The sequence below is a fragment of the Candidatus Schekmanbacteria bacterium genome, assembly GCA_003695725.1.
In the GTDB taxonomy this organism is placed as follows: Bacteria; Schekmanbacteria; GWA2-38-11; order GWA2-38-11; family J061; genus J061.
Map to the genome: position 1 here is coordinate 1 of RFHX01000167.1, position 17,938 is coordinate 17,938.

The following is a 17,938-nucleotide window of genomic DNA, read 5'->3' on the forward strand; positions in this document are numbered from 1 at the left end:
AAACAACAGAGCTTCCCGTGGAATTTATCTTTGTAATAAAAACATCCTGACTGTCTGAAAGCGTTGAATCCAAAGCGTTTTTAACGGGAAAGTCTGATGAGCCGGCATTCCCAACGACATAGGCATTGCCCGATGAATCAACGGCAACGGAAAATGCCGTATCCCCTCCGCTTCCGCCGATATATGTGGAGTAGAGAAGACTTGGGTCTATTACAAGGTCGTGCCCTTTGTCATAGGAAGCAATATTGAAACCGTATGAATAGACGCCGTCTGATTCTTCAACCTTGAATCCGCCTTCAATTTCAACCCTCTCACCGTCAATATCCTGATAGATATAGGGTTTGCTGAAAGCTACAGATGCAATTTCCGTTTTAACTTCAAGCTCGCCCCTGTCGTTTACCTTCAACCCCTTTGCGCCTTCGACTTTGAGTTTTATATCCGAAGGATTGCCTTCTGGTGATACTGTAAATACCTTTTCAACATTTTTCCCATAGGCATTTAATGAAAGTGTTATTCCCTCATAAACCTCTCCTAAGCTTGCACTCTCATATGTTGAAATGTTGGTTTTCCAGTTGTCTTTCTTTCCCTTAAAATAATTTACCTTTGTGCCGGTCTTATATTTTCCTTCAACCTTTACATCTTTGCTTCCAACCAACCTCTCTTCAAAGACAACCGATTTCGTTCTTTTGTTTTTTGAAATCTTTCCATCTTTTTCCTTCTCAACGCCTACTTCACCTTCATCACCCTTTACAATACTGTAAATCATCGCGCCATCATCTTTTAGATAAAAATTTCCGGCAAAGGTGTTGGCATAGAATTTTATCTCATCGCTCAACTGCCCGCAGTTTTCGATGAAGGGTATCCCAATATTCAATAATTTGGCGTCAACGGCACTGCCGGAAGTTGATTCAACACCGTTTTTTGCCAGAAACTCCTCCGGCACCCCGGGCACGCCTGAAGGTTTATAAATGTAGAGTGCCGCAAAGAGCGCTATAATTAATCCTGCTATTACTGCAATTGATGACAACTTTTTGAAGTTGAGCATAATTTCTCCTTAATTAGAATTTTTTTCCATAGGCTCATAAATTCAGCTATTTTAAGTGCTTATAAATAATTACTGCTTTTAACAAGAAAAACTTCCTTATTTTTCATTAAAAATCTTTCCATTCTCTTATTTTCTTCTTGAAAAAAAACTCATCTAATAATAAAAGTTCAAGAAATTTTCGAGGAACTACTCGGTTTAAAAAATATGAAAAAGAAAATTGAAAAGATTCCTATTGCTTTATATTTTCAAAGCAACACCGATTGGCGCTTTGAGACTCCGAAGGTCAACAAAGATAAGTGTATAAAGTGCGGGGTTTGCTATCTTTATTGTCCTGACAGCGCAATCAAGGAAACAGACGATGGATATTTTGAAGCCGATTTAACACTCTGCAAAGGGTGTGGAATGTGCGAAAAGCAGTGTGTAACAGGATGTATTTCAATGGAAAAAGAGAAAATGGTTCCACGACATCCTCTTTATAAATAAAAATTTTATAAGAAAAATGGAAAAATATTCAGTATTTGTTCCAAAGATTTTACCAAAGGAAGAAAATTTTGTATCCGGCAGACGCTCCTGCAAGGGATGCGGCAAAGCGCTTGCACTGAGAATTGCCGCAAAAGCAATTAAAGAAGCAACACCTTTTAGCCTCAACAAAAATTCTTCTCTGAACAGACTTGTATCCTCTGGATTCAATTGGAATGAATCATCTTTTTCATCAATTGTTGAACTTCTCTTAGAATCAATTGACAAAAAAGACAAAATACAAAAACCGATAATCGCTATCGATTTTTCTGTTTTTTCTAAAAATCTCGTTTCTCTTCATTCTATAGTTGAAAAGGACAAAAACCTTCTTCTTTTGATCTATGATAATGAGCCCTATATGGATGAGATAGTCAATGCATATCGCCCTCTTCCTTTCGGAGTTGATTATCATCAAGAATTTCCCGGCATAAAAGAATTGTTATTTACATTTGAAAACAAAAACTTTTTTCACACAATAGAGAAATTCACTCTATCATATGCCGCTTCAGCTTCTGCATCATATCCTTTCGATTTGATCGATAAAATCAAAAATGCTTTGAATGTGAAGGGTACATCTCTTCTGCATATTCACTCTCCCTGTCCAACGGGCTGGATCTTTCCATCTTCAGAAACCATAAAAGCCGGAATACTTGCTGTTGAATCCGGATTTCATCAGTTATGGGAATATAAAAACAAAAAGCTATATGTGGAGAAATTGTATCAAGACAAAGAGAGACTCAACCAATATATAAACTTCCAGAAAAGATACAGATATATGCCCAAAGGTTTTATAGATATGCTTTTTGAGTGCATTGAAAAAGAATCGAATTTTGTTATGTCAAAAATCAAATAGTTTATGAAAAACCATATGAAAAAATTTGTAAAAGACACTCTAAAAAAATACAGGAATCCAAAAAATTCCGTTATTCACATTCTCCATGATATCCAAAATGAATATAATTATCTGCCCGAAGAATGTCTTGAAGTTCTGTCGCAATCAACAAGAATCCCTCTTTCGAACATTTTTTCTATTGCTACCTTTTACAAAGCATTCAGTGTTGAGCCAAAGGGAAAAAAATTAATCAATGTTTGCGTCGGAACTGCTTGCTATGTAAGAAATTCAGAAAACCTTCTAAAAAGATTTGCAAGCGAATTGAAATTAGATGGTGAAGGCACAACAGATGACCTCAAATTTACTTTGTCGCGAGTAAGATGCCTTGGATGCTGCTCTCTTGCACCAGTGGTAAGCATAAACGGGAAAATTTACGGCAATCTTACCGCAGATAAAATAAAAGCACTTCTTGAAAAAGAAGGAAATTAATATATGACGCAAATGAAAATAAAGCTCAAAATAAGAGGCAAAAGAGACCTTGACCACTACAAAAAATCAGGTCTTCAATCATTATATCCAAAAAAAACCAAAATTACTGTTGGTCTTGCCTCCTGCGGCTTAGCGGCTGGCGCATCGGCTATTTACGATTTCTTAAATAAAAAAATAGGGGGAAATAGTAAATTTCTGCTCTCACATACTGGATGTATCGGGATGTGCCACAATGAACCATTTGTGGAAGTTCAAATACCCGGTAAAGGAAAATTCTTTTTCAACAATGTAAAAGAAGAATCGGCAGAAAAGATAATTGAACATTTGCAGAAAGGAGAGATTCCCCCCAAAGCAGTTATGGTTACAACTGAAGATGAATCTATTGCTTCAAAGGAAAGGATAAAAATCACAAAAAAAGGAATAAGAAAAATAAAAGATAAGGTCCCTAAATTCCAGTCAAATCAACTCAAAATAGCAACTCGAAATTGCGGCATCATAAATCCTGAAAACATTGGAGAATATATAGCCCGAGGCGGCTATTACTCACTCTTATATGTTCTTCAGCAAAAAAATCCAGAAAAAATAATAGAAGAAATTGAAAAATCAGGGCTTAGAGGACGCGGAGGCGCCGGTTTCCCAACAGGAAGAAAATGGAAAATTGCAAGAGACCAGAAGAGCAGGATAAAGTACATTGTTCGCAATGCCGACGAAGGAGACCCCGGTGCATATATGGACAGGGCAATCCTTGAAGGAGACCCTCATTCAGTAATAGAAGGGATGATAATAGCCGGCTATGCCATAGGAGCAAAGAAAGGATATATATATGTTCGTTCTGAATATCCCCTTGCATGCCTGAGAATCGTAAAAGCTATCAGTGATGCAAAAAAAGCAGGACTCTTGGGGAAATCGATAATGGGAAAAAACTTTTCTTTCAATATCGAAATATATCAGGGCGCAGGTGCATTCGTATGCGGAGAAGAAACAGCTCTTATAAAATCAATTGAAGGTTCATGGGGAGAGCCGCAGGGACGTCCCCCATATCCTGCTGTAGAAGGACTCTTTGGGAAGCCCACTGTAATCAACAATGTAGAAACTCTCTCCAATATACCTGTAATCCTTTCCAATGGTGCAAAATGGTTCTCTTCAATAGGAACAAAAGAATGTCCTGGGACAAAGGTATTTTCTCTTGTTGGTGATGTCAAAAATGTGGGACTTGTTGAAGTGCCAATGGGAACGAAATTAAGGGATATCATCTACAAGATTGGAGGAGGCGTAAAAAAAGGTGAAAGAGCAAAAGCGGTTCAAACAGGAGGTCCCTCCGGTGGATGTATCCCAGAGAAGCTCTTCAATCTTCCCGTTGATTATACTGCTTTATATGAAGCCGGCTCAATAATGGGCTCTGGTGGAATGGTTGTAATGGGCAGCGAAACCTGTATGGTAGATGTTGCAAAATATTTCCTTGCCTTTCTTGAAGACGAATCTTGCGGGAAATGTGTACCTTGCAGAGTTGGTATAAGAAAAATGCGGGAAATATTGGAAGATATAACAAATGGGAAAGGCAAAAGAGGTGATATAGAATTGCTCAAAGGTCTGGCAGAAAATATCAAAGAAAGTTCCTTTTGCAATTTTGGTGCAACAGCGCCAAATCCACTGCTTTCCACAATCAAGTATTTCAGAGACGAATATGAATCTCATATAAACAGAAAGAAATGCCCTGCAGGCATATGCGCTAATCTTATAACGCTTTCAATTGATACAAAAAAATGTATAAGCTGCAACAAATGTAAAAAAGCATGTCCTGTCGATGCAATTTCAGGTGCAATGGGGTGGAAATATGCAATCATAGAGGATAAATGCATAAAGTGCCGCGCCTGTAAAGATGTTTGTCCTGTCGATGCTGTTATAATAAGGTAATATAGAATGGAAACGATGAAAATAAATGGGAAAGAAGTAGAAATAAAAAAAGGTGAAACAATCCTGCAATGCGCCAGAAGGGAGGGTTTTAATATCCCTACCCTTTGTTATCACGAAGCATTGAAGCCATATGGGGGATGCCGTCTCTGTGTAGTTGAAATAAAAAATGGCAATTCAGGTAAACTTGTATCTTCATGTATGTATAAAGCAGAAAAGGGGTTATCTGTTGAAACAGAAAGTAAAAAAGTAATTTCTGCAAGGAAACTTATTATCCAATTGCTTTTAATCGATGGAAAAGATGTGCCTGTTATAAAAGAAATTGCAAGGAAAATGGGTGTAAAAATAAATTCCCGTTTCAAAACAAAAAATGAACCTTGTATCTTATGCGGCCTTTGTATAAGGGCTTGTCGTGAAATAGTTGGAGTTTCTGCGATTGATTACGCAGGCAGAGGATATGGGAAAAAGGTTTCTACTCCTTACTTCAAAAAATCCTCATCCTGCATAGGTTGTGGCACCTGCTTTTATATTTGTCCAACAGGCGCAGTAAAGATGCACGATATTGAAGAGGGTAAAGAAGCTGTTATTGATAAAGACTATGAAATAAAGGGGCCTGCAAGAGTTATTGAAAATTGGAAGACTGCATTTGAAATGGTGAAATGTAAAAAATGCGGAAGAAATATAGGACCATCCGCAGTTATCGATTTTATAAAAGCCAATGTAAAAACAAAAAAAGAGGTGTTAGAAATCTGTTTTATGTGCAGAGAATAATCAAAGTGGAAATTTTTTAATATTTAACAGGAGTGTATGAAAGACGAATGAAGGTTGATAGAAAAATTTGTGTAGGTTGCGGCGGCTGTGTAAATCAATGCCCACGACTTGCAATCCGTTTTATTGACAATAAATCCTATATTGACCAATTGTCCTGCATCGAGTGCGGCACTTGCAGGGCGGTATGTGGAGTAGATGCCATATCGAGTGATTGCAGATTCCCTGAAGTAGTGCTTATGAATTTTGAGAGTAATCCATTCGAAGAAGAGAATTTTTTCGACATAGATATAGATTTTGAACCTGAGAAAGACAACTAACAATGAGTAGAAGCAAATATGATTTAATAATAGCAGGCGCAGGCCCTGCGGGATTGATGGCGGCTAAAACTGCTGCAGAGGAAGGGCTTTCTGTTTTAGTAATAGATATGAAGCGAGATATACCCAAAATAGACCGCTCCTGCTGTACTATGCTCATAAATGAGCCGAATACTCACGGCGATACCTGTAAGATAGTAAACAACAATATTCGCTATGAAAAATTAGGTCTTGAAGTTGAGTACAAAGGTATGTGGGTAAAACATTCAAAATCGATAAGGATTACGCCCGGAGGTAAGAAACTTGTAATTGCCAATGATGAAGGAGTTTCAATTTCATATAACAAGGAAGTTCTTCTTGAAGGCTTAATGGAAAAATGCTTGAAGAATGGCGTTGATTTTCTGCCCGAAACATTTGTACTTCGCGCAGAAAATATAAATAAGAAAGAAGTAAAAGTTTTTGTCAGAGGGTGCCGTTCACGAAAAATCAATACCTTATTGGCAAAAACTGTGATAGCCGCAGATGGAGTGAATTCTCAAATTGTAATGGGGCTTGAAATGTTCAAAAAAAGAAAATTCTATGTAACATTTCATGTTGCCTCCTATTTTCTTCATAATACAAAAATCCCCTTTGAGCCGTCATGGATTACATTTATCGGTAAAGGCCATACACCGGAAGGTGGAGGCCAGATTTATCTTTTGTTTAAACACTTGAAAGACGCTAAACCGGGAGATGAACCGGTTGTTGATTTGATGTTTGCATCCACAATAGGAGGCTCAACAAAAAGGCGTCTCGATTACTTTATGAAGCATGGTCCTTTCAAACATTGGTTTGAAGGCGCAGAAGTAGTCCATACTGCGGCGGCAACATTAAATTTTTACTCCTGTCTTGTTCCACCTGTGGAAGGAAACATCGTTGCAGTTGGTGATTCGGCAGCATTCATTGAAACCTATTGCCAAGGGGCTATGATGTACGGCTATAAAGCGGCAAAGGTTGTGGCAAAACATCAGCAAACAGGATGCGGCTATGATGAATATTCAAAATTCTGGTATGATACCTTTGAATATTGTTGGCCCGGAGAAATTGAAAAAGCTCTGAAAGGTTATGCTATTGGAATTCTCGATAATGACGAACTCGATTACCTATTTTCTTTAACAGACAATGAGGTTTATGAAGGTTATGTCAGCGAAAACACTGCGCCTGAGGTAATGAAAAAAGCATTGATGTCAAAAATTGACAGGATTAAAAAGGAGCGGCCTGCCTTAGCTGAAAAACTTCTAAACTATTATGGTAAAGCAAAAGTAGAAGAAGTTATCAAATAAGCATTTATTTTACTCTATAAAGCGCAAATTTTAAGAATTTCCTTTGATATATATTTTAGATTGATTTTACTTTTGATTGTGATATGTCTAAGAACAATAAAATATATTAAAAATCTTTTAATTGTTGAAGCGCAAATGAGAATTCTATGATAGGAGAAATTGCAAGATGACTAAGAAGGATAAAAAAGGTTCTTGGTTAACATATCGTCCTGACATCAAAGTGCTTGACTGCACAATTAGAGATGGCGGGCTGATGACAAATTCCTACTTTGAAGACGACTTTGTCAGAGGCGTCTATAATGCCTGTGTAGAAGCAGGAATCGACTATATGGAGTTTGGCTATAAAGCTTCAAAAAAGATTTTTTCTCCTGATGAATATGGACCATGGAAATTTTGCGATGAAGAAGACATTCGGCGTATTGTGGGCGATAATCCGACTGATTTGAAAATAAGTGTTATGGCTGATGTGGGACGCACAGACTACGAAACAGACATATTGCCGAAAGAGGAAAGCGTTATTGATATGATAAGAGTTGCAACTTACATTCATCAAATCCCAACAGCAGTTGAAATGATTCAAGATGCCCATAATAAAGGTTATGAAACAACAGTAAATCTAATGGCTGTCTCTGTAATACATGAACATGAACTTGATGAAGGGCTCGATATTCTTTGCCAGACAGATGTAGATGTAATTTATCTTGTCGATAGTTTCGGCTCGCTCTATTCAGAAGAGGTTCAGTATTTAACCCGCAAATATCGTAAAGCCGCAGAAAAATATGGCAAAATAATTGGAATCCATGCTCATAACAATCAACAGCTTGCCTATGCCAACACAATAGAGTCCTTGATTCTTGGTGCATCATATCTCGATTCAACAATGGGCGGTTTAGGCAGAGGTGCAGGAAACTGCCCAACAGAGCTTCTTCTTGGCTTTCTTAAAAATCCAAAATTCAAACTTCGCCCGGTATTACAATGTCTGCAGGATTATATCATTCCTCTGAGAAAAAAGGTAGAATGGGGATTCGACATTCCATATATGCTTACAGGGCAAATGAATATGCATCCTCGCACAGCAATTGCTTTTATGGATGAGAAACGCCAAGATATCGTGGCGTTCTATGATTCATTAGGCGAAGATAAATAAATCAAAAGGCAATATTATCATAATAGTCCTTCTTCCTTGAAGCTGAAATACTTTTTGTCAGCGCCATTTCCGTCGCCAATAATTATGTGGTCAAGGAGCTTGATATCAAAGGTGCTCACAGCATCTTTCAATATTCTTGTGATTTCTTTGTCTTGCTCTGATGCATAAAGTGTACCGCCGGGATGGTTGTGGGCAATAATTATAGCGCTTGCATTATACTTTAGCGCCCTCTCAACTACCTTTCTTGGATACAAGGGTGCTCTGTCAACAGTACCTTCCTGCATCACTTCAAATTTTAACGGTTTATTGCCTTTGTTCAAATAAAGAACTACAATCTTTTCATTCTTTTCACCTTTGAGCAGAGACATCAGGTAATCGCAAGCAGCCGAAGGAGATGTAATAAGGGTGCGAGAGTCAAGCCTTTTCGAAAGATAGATTTTTTGCAAATCTTTGACCAATTTGAACAAAACTGCACTATTCTTTCCTACTCCCTCCACAGAAAGAATATCATTAATATCTGCATCCAACACATTATTGATTGAACCGAATTTTTTTATCAATGATTTTGCAATTGCCTTGGTATCTTTTCGCGGTATTGAAAATGTAAGAAGCAATTCAAGAATTTCATATTCATGCCAGCCGTCAATGCCGGCTAATAGATATTTTTCCTTTATTCTTTTTCTATGTCCTTCAAAATTTTTCATATTAAAGTTGAAAGAAAAACAAGAAATCTAATTACATATTGAAATATATAAAAAGCAAAAATTACCAAAAATTGTCAATATAATTTATTCTTTTTTAAAGACCTTTTTATAAAAAAAATCCTCCATTCAAAAAGAGAATGGAGGATAAGAATAAAAAAAGAAATAAACTTAAAAATCTGTTAATCCTTTAAGGCTTCTCTCGAGATGACAATTCTCTGCACTTCATTAGTGCCGGCAAAAATCTGCGTTATCTTTGCATCACGAAACATTCTTTCTACCGGATATTCTCTTGTACAGCCATAACCGCCTAAAATCTGTACAGCTTCAGTAGTTACCTTCATTGCCGTATCTGTTACAAACGCTTTTGCCATAGAAGAATACATTGTTGAATCCGGCGTTTGATGTTGTGCTTTTATACAGGCAGTATAAAGCAGAAGTCTTGCCGCCTCGACTTGCGTTTTCATATCCGCTATCTTAAACTGAATAGCTTGAAAAGCCGATATGGGCTTGCCAAATTGTACTCTTTGCTTTGAATACTCGATGGCATAATCAAGCGCTCCCTCTGCAACACCAAGAGCCAAAGAAGCAGCCACAGGCCTTTCCATATTCAAACTTTTCATAGCCGCAATGAAACCTTCTCCTTCAGGCCCCATCATCATACTTTTAGGACATCTATAACCGTCAAGCACGATATCACCTGTTACTGAACCTCTAGCACCTAATTTATCCTCCTTTCTTCCCAATGAGAAACCCGGTTTATCCTTTTCCACTATGAATGTGCTTATTCCTTTATATTTCTTCTCATGGTCTGAAGTTCTTGCAAAAAAAGAATAAATATCAGCAACACCTGCATTTGTAATCCATCTTTTTTCGCCAGTGATTATATAATCATCTCCATCTTTTACTGCCCGGGCTTTTAGATTTGCAAGGTCTGACCCGGCTTCTGGCTCGCTCATTGCTACAGCGCCAAGAATTTCACCGGAAGCAAGCTTCGGGAAAAATTGCCTCTTTTGTTCCTCATTTGCCATATGAAACATAGGAAAAAGACAGAGACAGTTGGTTGCAAGAATCATTGCGCAGGACATATCTGCTTTGGCAATCTCCTCTATTACCATACAAACTGTTAAAAGGTCCGCTCCTATGCCATCATATTCAACAGGTATTGGCAAAGCGAGAATTCCCTCATTGGCAAATACTTCCTTTATATCCCAAGGATATTCTCCTTTTTTATCAATCTCTTCTGCCCTTGGAATTATCAGGTCCTTGCATATCTTTTTTACCGTTTGAAGTATCGATTTCTGTTCTTCGTCTAATTCAAATTTTAATGCAATCTCACTCATCATTTACCCCCACATCGTTTAAATTATTAAAGGTTGAAACGCTTTTTTATATCTTGACAAATCAATAACTTACTTTTATATGAAGAAATCTTTTTATAAAATGATACTTTAATTTGTCAAGCTGAAAAGTAAGATATGAGGAGCTCAAATGACGACGAAATCCCATTTTTTAGATTATCTTTTCAATCCCAAATCGATTGCGCTTGTAGGAGCCTCTGGAAAAGAAGGCAAAATCGGATATTTTTATCTAAAAAATCTGCTCGAATATAAGGGAAAGATATTCCCGGTAAATCCTAAAGAAGAGGAAGTATTGGGAACAAAATGCTACAAATCCGTTTCAGAAATCGATGAAGAAATAGATTTGGCTGTTCTCGTTATAGCTTCCAAATTCGTCGTGGATGTCATTAAAGAATGTGCTGAAAAAAAGGTCAAAGTTGCTGTCGTAACTAGCGCAGGATTTAGTGAAACAGGTGAAGAAGGCAAAAAACTCGAAGAAGAGATGCTTTCTATTGCAAGGAAAGCAGGAATGCGTATAGTTGGACCAAACTGTTTTGGAATTAGAAACTGCAATGCATCTCTCAATGCTACATTTTCCTTTGAAGCGTCAAAAGAGCCGGGGACAATTTCATTTCTAACCCAAAGCGGCGGCGGCGGAGAGGTAATCTATATTCAGGGGATGGATGAAGGCCTGAAATTTTCCAAATTTATGGTATGCGGAAATAAGAGCGACCTCGATGACTATGAAGTTATTGACTATTTCGGCAATGATCCTGAAACAAATGTCATATGCCTATTCCTTGAATCAATCAAAGAAGGACGAAAATTTTATGAATCAGCAAAAAAAGTGTCTTCAAAAAAACCGATTGTTGTATGCAAAGTAGGAAGGACAGAAGGCGCTGCAAGAGCTGCATCATCACATACAGCAGCGATAGCAGGCAATACTGTGGCATTTGATACGGCCTTTAAGCAAGCCGGCTTAATCCAAACACGCAATGCACAGGAGCTGATAGATGTAGTCAAAGCCGTCGATTGGCAGCCACTGCCAAGAGGAAATAAATTAGGCATTATTACTGCCTCCGGCGGGCTTGGAGTTGAACTTACAGACCTTGCCGAAGAATCAGGGCTTGAAGTACCTGAATTGGAGCCTGAAATTCAGGAAAGAATTAAAGCCCTCATCCCTCCTTTTGCGAGCGCAAGAAATCCTGTTGATATGACACCTATATGGGGACAGTTTAGTGAGGTAATGAAAAAAACTATTGAAGCTTTTTATGAAAGCAATAAGGTTGATATAATCGTACCAATCATCGTCCTCAGGGCAACGAGAATGACTGACCTTCTTGAATCCGTCAGAGATTCAATACTCGAATGTCAGAATAAATATGAAGCAAAAAAACCGGTCTATATCTGCTGGATTAGTTTAAAAGACTCTATTCAGAACAAACAAATTTTCGAAAATGCAAAAATACCCTGTTATGAATGGACAGGAAGAATAGCACGCACTTCTGCGCTTGTTAGGGAATACGCATCGTATTTGGAAAAGCTGAAAAATTGATATATCCGTAGAATTAAAAATATTCAAAGAGAGTTATTGTTAAAAAGAAAAAAATAGAGGAAGATGAAATAATGAGAGGTGAAGAAAAAGCAAAAAGGATTTTTTCTGGAGCGAGAGAGGAAAACCGCTCCTATGTTTTGGAATATGAAGTCAAAGAAATTCTAAAAGGTTATGAAATCGATGTAACAAAAGAAGTAATTTGTAAAACTACCGACGAAGCACTTCAAGCAGCCAGCAGTATTGGATATCCACTTGTTTTGAAAATCGTATCAACAGAAGTTGTTCATAAAAGTGATTCAGGAGGAGTGAAGGTAGGAATAAAGAATGAAAATGAACTAAAAGATGAATTCAATAAGATGCTGAATAGATATAATGAAAAATATTCATCGAAGGGGTTGAAAGGAATTTCAGTCCAAGAAATGGTTTCAGGAGAGGAAGTAATCATCGGTGTGCTAAATGACAAACAATTTGGCCATATGATGATGGTAGGAATGGGAGGTATATTTGTTGAAATATTCAAAGATGTAGCATACAGATTAGCACCAATAGAAGAAGATGAAGCGATGGAAATGCTGAAAGAATTGAAAGCATATAAATTGCTTACTGGATATAGAGGCAGAAAACCGGCTAATGTAGAGGCCCTATGTAAAACCATTTCAAAAATCTCAAAAGCTTTGGATGAAATACCTGAAGTTAAAGAAATGGACCTTAATCCAGTTTTTGTTAATGACCAGCGGGCAGTTGTAGCAGACGGAAGAATTTTCATTTAATTTCTTTTTCACATCATTCAAAAAATGATTACCGCTTTTTTTCAAGACTTTTTTTCGTGTATTCAAAGGTCTAAAAATGTAAAATGTAAAAAAATATTTTTTTTATAGGTAATGAGGACAATGGAATACGATCATAAAAAAATTGAATCAAAATGGCAAAAGGTTTGGGAAGAGACAAATTCCTTCAAAGCAGACATAGATAGAGAGAAAAAGAAATATTATGTCTTGGAAATGTTTCCTTATCCCTCAGGGAAAATTCATATGGGGCATGTTCGAAATTATGCCATTGGAGATGTTATAGCGCGTTCAAAAATGAGAATGGGATATAATGTCATTCATCCAATGGGATGGGATGCCTTTGGCCTGCCTGCAGAAAACGCCGCCATAAAGAATAAGATTCAACCTGCAAAATGGACAATAGACAATATCAATTTTATGCGCAATCAACTCAAAAAACTTGGATTGAGCTATGACTGGACAAGAGAAATTGCCACTTGCCATCCCGATTATTACAAGTGGTGCCAATGGTTTTTTCTGAAATTCTACGAAAAGGGTCTTGCATATAAAAAAGAATCCTTTGTTAATTGGTGTAATTCCTGCAATACTGTCCTTGCAAATGAGCAGGTTGAAGGCGGTAAATGTTGGAGATGTGAAAGTGAAGTTATACAAAAAAAGATGATGCAGTGGTTCTTTAAAATAACTGATTATGCAGAAGAGCTCCTCAATGACCTCGAAAAATTAAAAGAAGGATGGCCGGAAAGAGTTCTTATAATGCAAAGGAACTGGATTGGGAAAAGCTATGGAACGGAAATAGAATTTCCACTGAAAGAAGCTATCAAAGATGAAAAAGGCGATTTAATCAAATCAATAAAAGTCTTTACAACCCGTCAAGATACACTCTTTGGTGCTACTTTTGTTTCAATTGCGCCGGAGCATCCTATTCTTCCCTTACTAATAAAAGAAAGCAAAGAAGAAGAAAAGGTCAAAAAATTTTCTGAATCGATTATTGCTGAGAGAAGAAGCTCTCAAAATATAGAATCAAAGGAAAAAGAAGGCATATTTACAGGCAAATATTGTATAAATCCTGTAACAGGATGGGAAATGCCAATATATGTCGCCAATTTTGTTCTTATGGAATACGGCACCGGTGCAATTATGGCAGTGCCCGCCCATGACCAAAGAGATTTTGAATTTGCAAAAAAATACAACATCCCAATTAAAGTAGTAATAACTCCAAAAGATAATGAAATAAAAGCAGAAGAGATGACAGAAGCATTTATTGATGAAGGGATTCTGATCAACTCAGGTGAATTTTCAGGAATGAAAAGCAATGAAGCTCTTGAAAAAATAGCCAATTATCTTGAAGAAAAAGGTATAGGTAAAAAAACAGTCAATTATAAACTAAGAGATTGGGGAATTTCGAGACAGAGATATTGGGGTGCGCCTATCCCAATAATTTATTGCGACAGATGTGGTACAGTTCCCGTGCCGGAAAAAGATTTGCCTGTTGTTCTTCCCCTTGACCTTAAACTGAAATTCGTAGGGGATTCGCCACTAAAAGATTCAAAGGAATTCTTAGAAACAAAATGTCCGAAATGTGGAGGAAATGCAAAGAGAGAAACGGATACAATGGATACATTTGTTGATTCATCTTGGTACTTTGCTCGTTTTTGTTCTCCACGTTATGAAGAACTACCCGTTAAAAAGGAAGATATGGACTACTGGATGCCTGTGGACCAATATATAGGCGGGATCGAACATGCAATCCTCCACCTTCTATATGCAAGATTCTTCACAAAGGTGATGAGAGACCTTGGATTGATAAATGCCGACGAACCTTTCACAAGTCTTCTTACACAAGGGATGGTCATCAAAGACGGGGCTAAAATGTCAAAATCAAAAGGAAATGTCGTTGACCCGGATGAGCTTTTGGAAAAATATGGAGCAGATACCGTTAGAACATTCTGTCTTTTTGCCGCCCCGCCTGAAAAAGATTTAGAATGGAGCGACGAAGGGATAGAAGGTGCAAGCAGATTCATTATCCGTCTTTGGCGTTTAGTTGAAAGGACAAATACTCTATGCGGCAGTAGTGAAATTAAGCAAATCGATAAAAATAAAATTTCGAAAAAAGCTGAAAAAATTCTCCGTTTAGTTCATCGCACAATAAATAAAGTAACAACTGATATTCAAAAAAGGTACCATTTCAACACTGCTATAGCTTCAATTATGGAAGCGATAAATGAAATCAGCTCATTGAAGGATGAAGAAATAAAAGAAGATGAAACTTTGAGGGATACCTTTAAATTTGCAGTCCTCACGATGGTAAACCTTTACTGGCCTATCGCTCCTCATGTTTGTGAAGAATTGTGGCAATTATTGGGAGAAAAAGAAACTTTACTCAATACCCCTTGGCCAAATTATGATTCTTCACTGCTTGAAGAAGAAGAAATAACGCTTGTAATACAAATAAATGGTAAAGTAAGAAGCAGAATCAATGTGCCTGCTGACGCTGATGAGGAAAAGATTAAGGAATTGGCATTCCAAAATGACAAGGTAAAAGAATACACAAATTCAAAAAAAATTATAAAAACAATAATTGTTCCAAAAAGATTGATAAATATCGTTGTAGGCAAATAGAATGACAACGTATCTAAAATTCAAACTTTCCATAAAAGCAGCTCTCGCTGTTTTAATCGTTGGCTCAATTTTTGCTGGATGTTATCATATCTCAAGAGGTGGAAGCTCAAAGGCAAGCAAAAGTTTGACAAGCGTTGCAGTGCCTCTATTCAAGAATGAATGCGAAGTTATGGGAATTGAAGTCCCAGCTACAGAAGCATTTATAGCTAAATTGGATTATTATGGCGCAACAAAAGTAGAAAAAATAGAAAATGCAAGAAGTATTATTGAAGGGAAGGTAATAGACTATAAACTTTCTACTGCGGCAATCGACCAAAGACATAAAATAACTGAATATAGACTAACTTTGACACTCAACATAATGGTGCGAGATACTAAAACCAATGAAGTTGTCTTCAAAAAGGAAGAATATTCAGATTCTTATGATTTTAAAGTGCCAAGAGACTCTATAATCCGCAAAAGAGAAGTAAAAAGAGCAGAAGAATTCCTTTGCAATAAAATAGCATCGGCAATAATTACAGAACTCTATGAAGGATTTTGATTTGTCTCAATTATGGTTGAGCGTTTAATTTGGCAACTCTTTTTGCAATACGAGAAATTTTTCGGGATGCAGTATTGCGATGCAAAATTCCTTTTGTAACAGCTTTATCAATAACCGGAATAGCTGTTTTTAGAGCTTTTTCAGCAGATTCTTTGTCACCTGCATTACAAAATTCTATAACCTTACGCACTTCTGTCCTTATCCGGCTCTTGTAAGCTTTATTTCTCAATCTATTTCTTTCGTTTTGCCGAATCCTTTTTGCTGTTGATTTATCCTTTGGCAAATCTCATCTCCTTATGTAAAAAACTCTCTTTTTAGGAGGAAGTTTAATAGCATAATATTAAACTTTGTCAAGCAACATTATTGCTGAAATATCAAAATTGCACATAAGCATTATTTGACGATTTTCATTCTTTTTTTCGAGACTTTTAAATTATTGTCTTCGTTGGATTCCTCGACTGAATCTTTGCTGTCACAATATGCCTTCAAATAGAAACTGCCCTTTTTAAATTTCCTTGGTATTTTCCATTTCTTCTTCAGGACACGAATTTTTCCTTTTTTCATTTTTTTTACTTTTTTTGTACCTAATAAAATATCCTCTGAAAGAATTTGTGAACTATTATCCTTTGATAAATAGAAGGACAATTCAGTTGAACTAGCGCCAAAAGAACCTACATTTTTCACGATACATTTGAAAACTGCTTTCCTACCCCGTTTGACCTTACGAGGAATTTTTAATGAAGTAATCTTAAGGTCGGCTTTACTAATGACATTCGACACTGTTACATTTACAGCATCAGAATTGAAAAATCCCTTATCATCTTTAACCGTAAGAATAAATGCTAATGTTTCTGAATCTGTATCAATTGAAGGCGCAGTAAAAGAAATTTTAGAAGATGTCGTATCAGATATGACTACTGAACTGCCTGATGTTTGCACCCAATCATAAGAAACTATAGTTCCGTCCGGATCAGATGAATTTGAGCCATCTAATGTCACTGTATCACCTTCATTCACTGTCAAATCACTGCCTGCATCAGCAATGGGAACTTGATTGTCTGTAAGGTCGAGATTTGCCGCTTTGACAGGCTTATTGCTGTCTGAAAATGTTCCATCACCGAGCTGTCCATAGTCATTGTGTCCCCATGCCCAAACTTCCCCATTTGATTTCATCGCAATAGAAAAATAAAATCCACCATCAACCATCTGCCAATCTGTATCAGTGCCGATTTGAACAGGTGTAATCCTATCAGTATTTGTTCCATCGCCGAGCTGTCCATAGTCATTGCGTCCCCACGCCCAAAGAGAGCCATCTCTCTTTATAGCAAGTGAATGCATACCACCACCTCTTACGATATACCAATCTTTATCATTGCCAATCTGTATTGGTGAAGTTTTATTTTCTTTTGTCCCATCGCCTATTTGCCCATAGTCATTCCTGCCCCATAACCACAGCGTTCCGTCTTCCTTGATTGCAAGGGTATGTTCATATCCAACAAATATTGAATGCCAATCTGATTCAGTCCCTAATTGAGTTGGTGTTGTTTTATCTTCCGTTGTTCCGTCTCCAAGACTTCCCTTTCCGTTGAATCCCCACCCCCATAATGTTCCATCATCCTTTATGGCAATTGCCTGTGCATGGCCGGCATAGACATTAGTAAAATGAGTATCCGTTATTATTGGCTGAGGGGAATCCGCGCGTGTTCCTTCGCCGCTTGTGTTATTCCCCAACTGTCCATGATTATTGTATCCCCATGTATATATTGCCCCATTATTCTGCAAGGCAGTTGAAAACCACGCTCCGCCTGATACCTCTAGCCAGCTATTATTTGAATCGATTTGAGTTGTAGTTGTTATACTATCATCACTCTTATCATTAGGCGTGTCTTTGCCATTTGTGCCATCTCCAACCTGTCCGAAGAAATTCCACCCCCATCCCCAAAGTGTACCATCTTCCTTTATCGCAATCGTATGTTTATATCCGCTTGATACTTTGCTCCATACAGTTCCTGTAGCTACTTGTACAGGAATTGATGTGGAAACA

General features: G+C 37.3%; 17 protein-coding genes. 12 read left to right on the forward strand and 5 right to left on the reverse strand.

The annotated features are described in order from the left end of the window. On the reverse strand, positions 1 to 1,045 hold a 1,045-nt coding region (locus tag D6734_06680; protein ID RMF94907.1), incomplete at its 3' end, for a hypothetical protein. 204 nt (positions 1,046 to 1,249) lie between these two features. Between D6734_06680 and porD the strand changes: the two genes are divergently transcribed. From porD to D6734_06720, 8 genes are all read left to right on the forward strand, one after another. Next, positions 1,250 to 1,528 (forward strand): pyruvate synthase subunit PorD, encoded by a 279-nt coding sequence (gene porD / locus D6734_06685; GenBank protein RMF94908.1) that lies wholly within the window; start codon positions 1,250 to 1,252, stop codon positions 1,526 to 1,528. 16 nt (positions 1,529 to 1,544) lie between these two features. After that, positions 1,545 to 2,417 (forward strand): hypothetical protein, encoded by an 873-nt coding sequence (locus D6734_06690; GenBank protein ID RMF94909.1) that lies wholly within the window; start codon positions 1,545 to 1,547, stop codon positions 2,415 to 2,417. A 3-nt stretch (positions 2,418 to 2,420) separates the two neighbouring features. Then, entirely contained in the window at positions 2,421 to 2,885 is a 465-nt protein-coding gene (locus tag D6734_06695) for an NAD(P)H-dependent oxidoreductase subunit E (protein RMF94910.1), read from the forward strand. A 12-nt stretch (positions 2,886 to 2,897) separates the two neighbouring features. Further along, the gene (locus D6734_06700; GenBank protein RMF94923.1) at positions 2,898 to 4,799 is read left to right on the forward strand and encodes a 4Fe-4S dicluster domain-containing protein; all 1,902 of its coding nucleotides are present in this window, start codon (positions 2,898 to 2,900) and stop codon (positions 4,797 to 4,799) included. 6 nt (positions 4,800 to 4,805) lie between these two features. After that, a complete protein-coding gene (locus tag D6734_06705) occupies positions 4,806 to 5,567 on the forward strand; it encodes a 4Fe-4S dicluster domain-containing protein (GenBank protein RMF94911.1) in 762 nt (253 codons plus the stop codon). Between the two features lie 47 nt (positions 5,568 to 5,614). Next, the gene (locus tag D6734_06710; protein RMF94912.1) at positions 5,615 to 5,884 is read left to right on the forward strand and encodes a 4Fe-4S dicluster domain-containing protein; all 270 of its coding nucleotides are present in this window, start codon (positions 5,615 to 5,617) and stop codon (positions 5,882 to 5,884) included. Positions 5,885 to 5,886: 2 nt separating this feature from the next. Beyond that, complete coding sequence (locus D6734_06715) at positions 5,887 to 7,203, forward strand: NAD(P)/FAD-dependent oxidoreductase (GenBank protein ID RMF94913.1); 1,317 nt, start codon at positions 5,887 to 5,889, stop codon at positions 7,201 to 7,203. 166 nt (positions 7,204 to 7,369) lie between these two features. Beyond that, a complete protein-coding gene (locus tag D6734_06720) occupies positions 7,370 to 8,350 on the forward strand; it encodes a nucleoid-structuring protein H-NS (protein RMF94914.1) in 981 nt (326 codons plus the stop codon). Between the two features lie 17 nt (positions 8,351 to 8,367). On the opposite strand, the gene radC is transcribed toward D6734_06720, so the two are convergent. Both radC and D6734_06730 read right to left on the reverse strand, forming a co-directional pair. Next, on the reverse strand, positions 8,368 to 9,054 hold the full coding sequence (gene radC, locus D6734_06725; GenBank protein RMF94915.1) for a DNA repair protein RadC: 687 nt from the start codon (positions 9,052 to 9,054) through the stop codon (positions 8,368 to 8,370). Between the two features lie 179 nt (positions 9,055 to 9,233). Beyond that, positions 9,234 to 10,394 carry an acyl-CoA dehydrogenase gene (locus D6734_06730; GenBank protein ID RMF94916.1) on the reverse strand — a complete coding sequence of 387 codons (1,161 nt, stop codon included), beginning with the start codon at positions 10,392 to 10,394 and terminating at the stop codon, positions 9,234 to 9,236. Between the two features lie 148 nt (positions 10,395 to 10,542). Here D6734_06730 and D6734_06735 point away from each other — a divergent pair, with 148 nt between their 5' ends. From D6734_06735 to D6734_06750, 4 genes are all read left to right on the forward strand, one after another. Continuing rightward, a complete protein-coding gene (locus tag D6734_06735; protein ID RMF94917.1) occupies positions 10,543 to 11,946 on the forward strand; it encodes an acetyl-CoA synthetase in 1,404 nt (467 codons plus the stop codon). A 71-nt stretch (positions 11,947 to 12,017) separates the two neighbouring features. Continuing rightward, positions 12,018 to 12,716 (forward strand): acetyl-CoA synthetase, encoded by a 699-nt coding sequence (locus D6734_06740; GenBank protein ID RMF94918.1) that lies wholly within the window; start codon positions 12,018 to 12,020, stop codon positions 12,714 to 12,716. A gap of 120 nt (positions 12,717 to 12,836) precedes the next feature. Continuing rightward, complete coding sequence (locus D6734_06745) at positions 12,837 to 15,353, forward strand: leucine--tRNA ligase (protein ID RMF94919.1); 2,517 nt, start codon at positions 12,837 to 12,839, stop codon at positions 15,351 to 15,353. Position 15,354: 1 nt separating this feature from the next. After that, positions 15,355 to 15,894: a hypothetical protein gene (locus D6734_06750; protein RMF94920.1), complete on the forward strand. Its 540-nt coding sequence runs from the start codon at positions 15,355 to 15,357 to the stop codon at positions 15,892 to 15,894. 10 nt (positions 15,895 to 15,904) lie between these two features. Here D6734_06750 and D6734_06755 read toward each other — a convergent pair whose 3' ends face one another. Next, on the reverse strand, positions 15,905 to 16,177 hold the full coding sequence (locus tag D6734_06755; GenBank protein RMF94921.1) for a 30S ribosomal protein S20: 273 nt from the start codon (positions 16,175 to 16,177) through the stop codon (positions 15,905 to 15,907). A gap of 110 nt (positions 16,178 to 16,287) precedes the next feature. Further along, on the reverse strand, positions 16,288 to 17,938 hold a 1,651-nt coding region (locus D6734_06760), incomplete at its 5' end, for a hypothetical protein (protein ID RMF94922.1).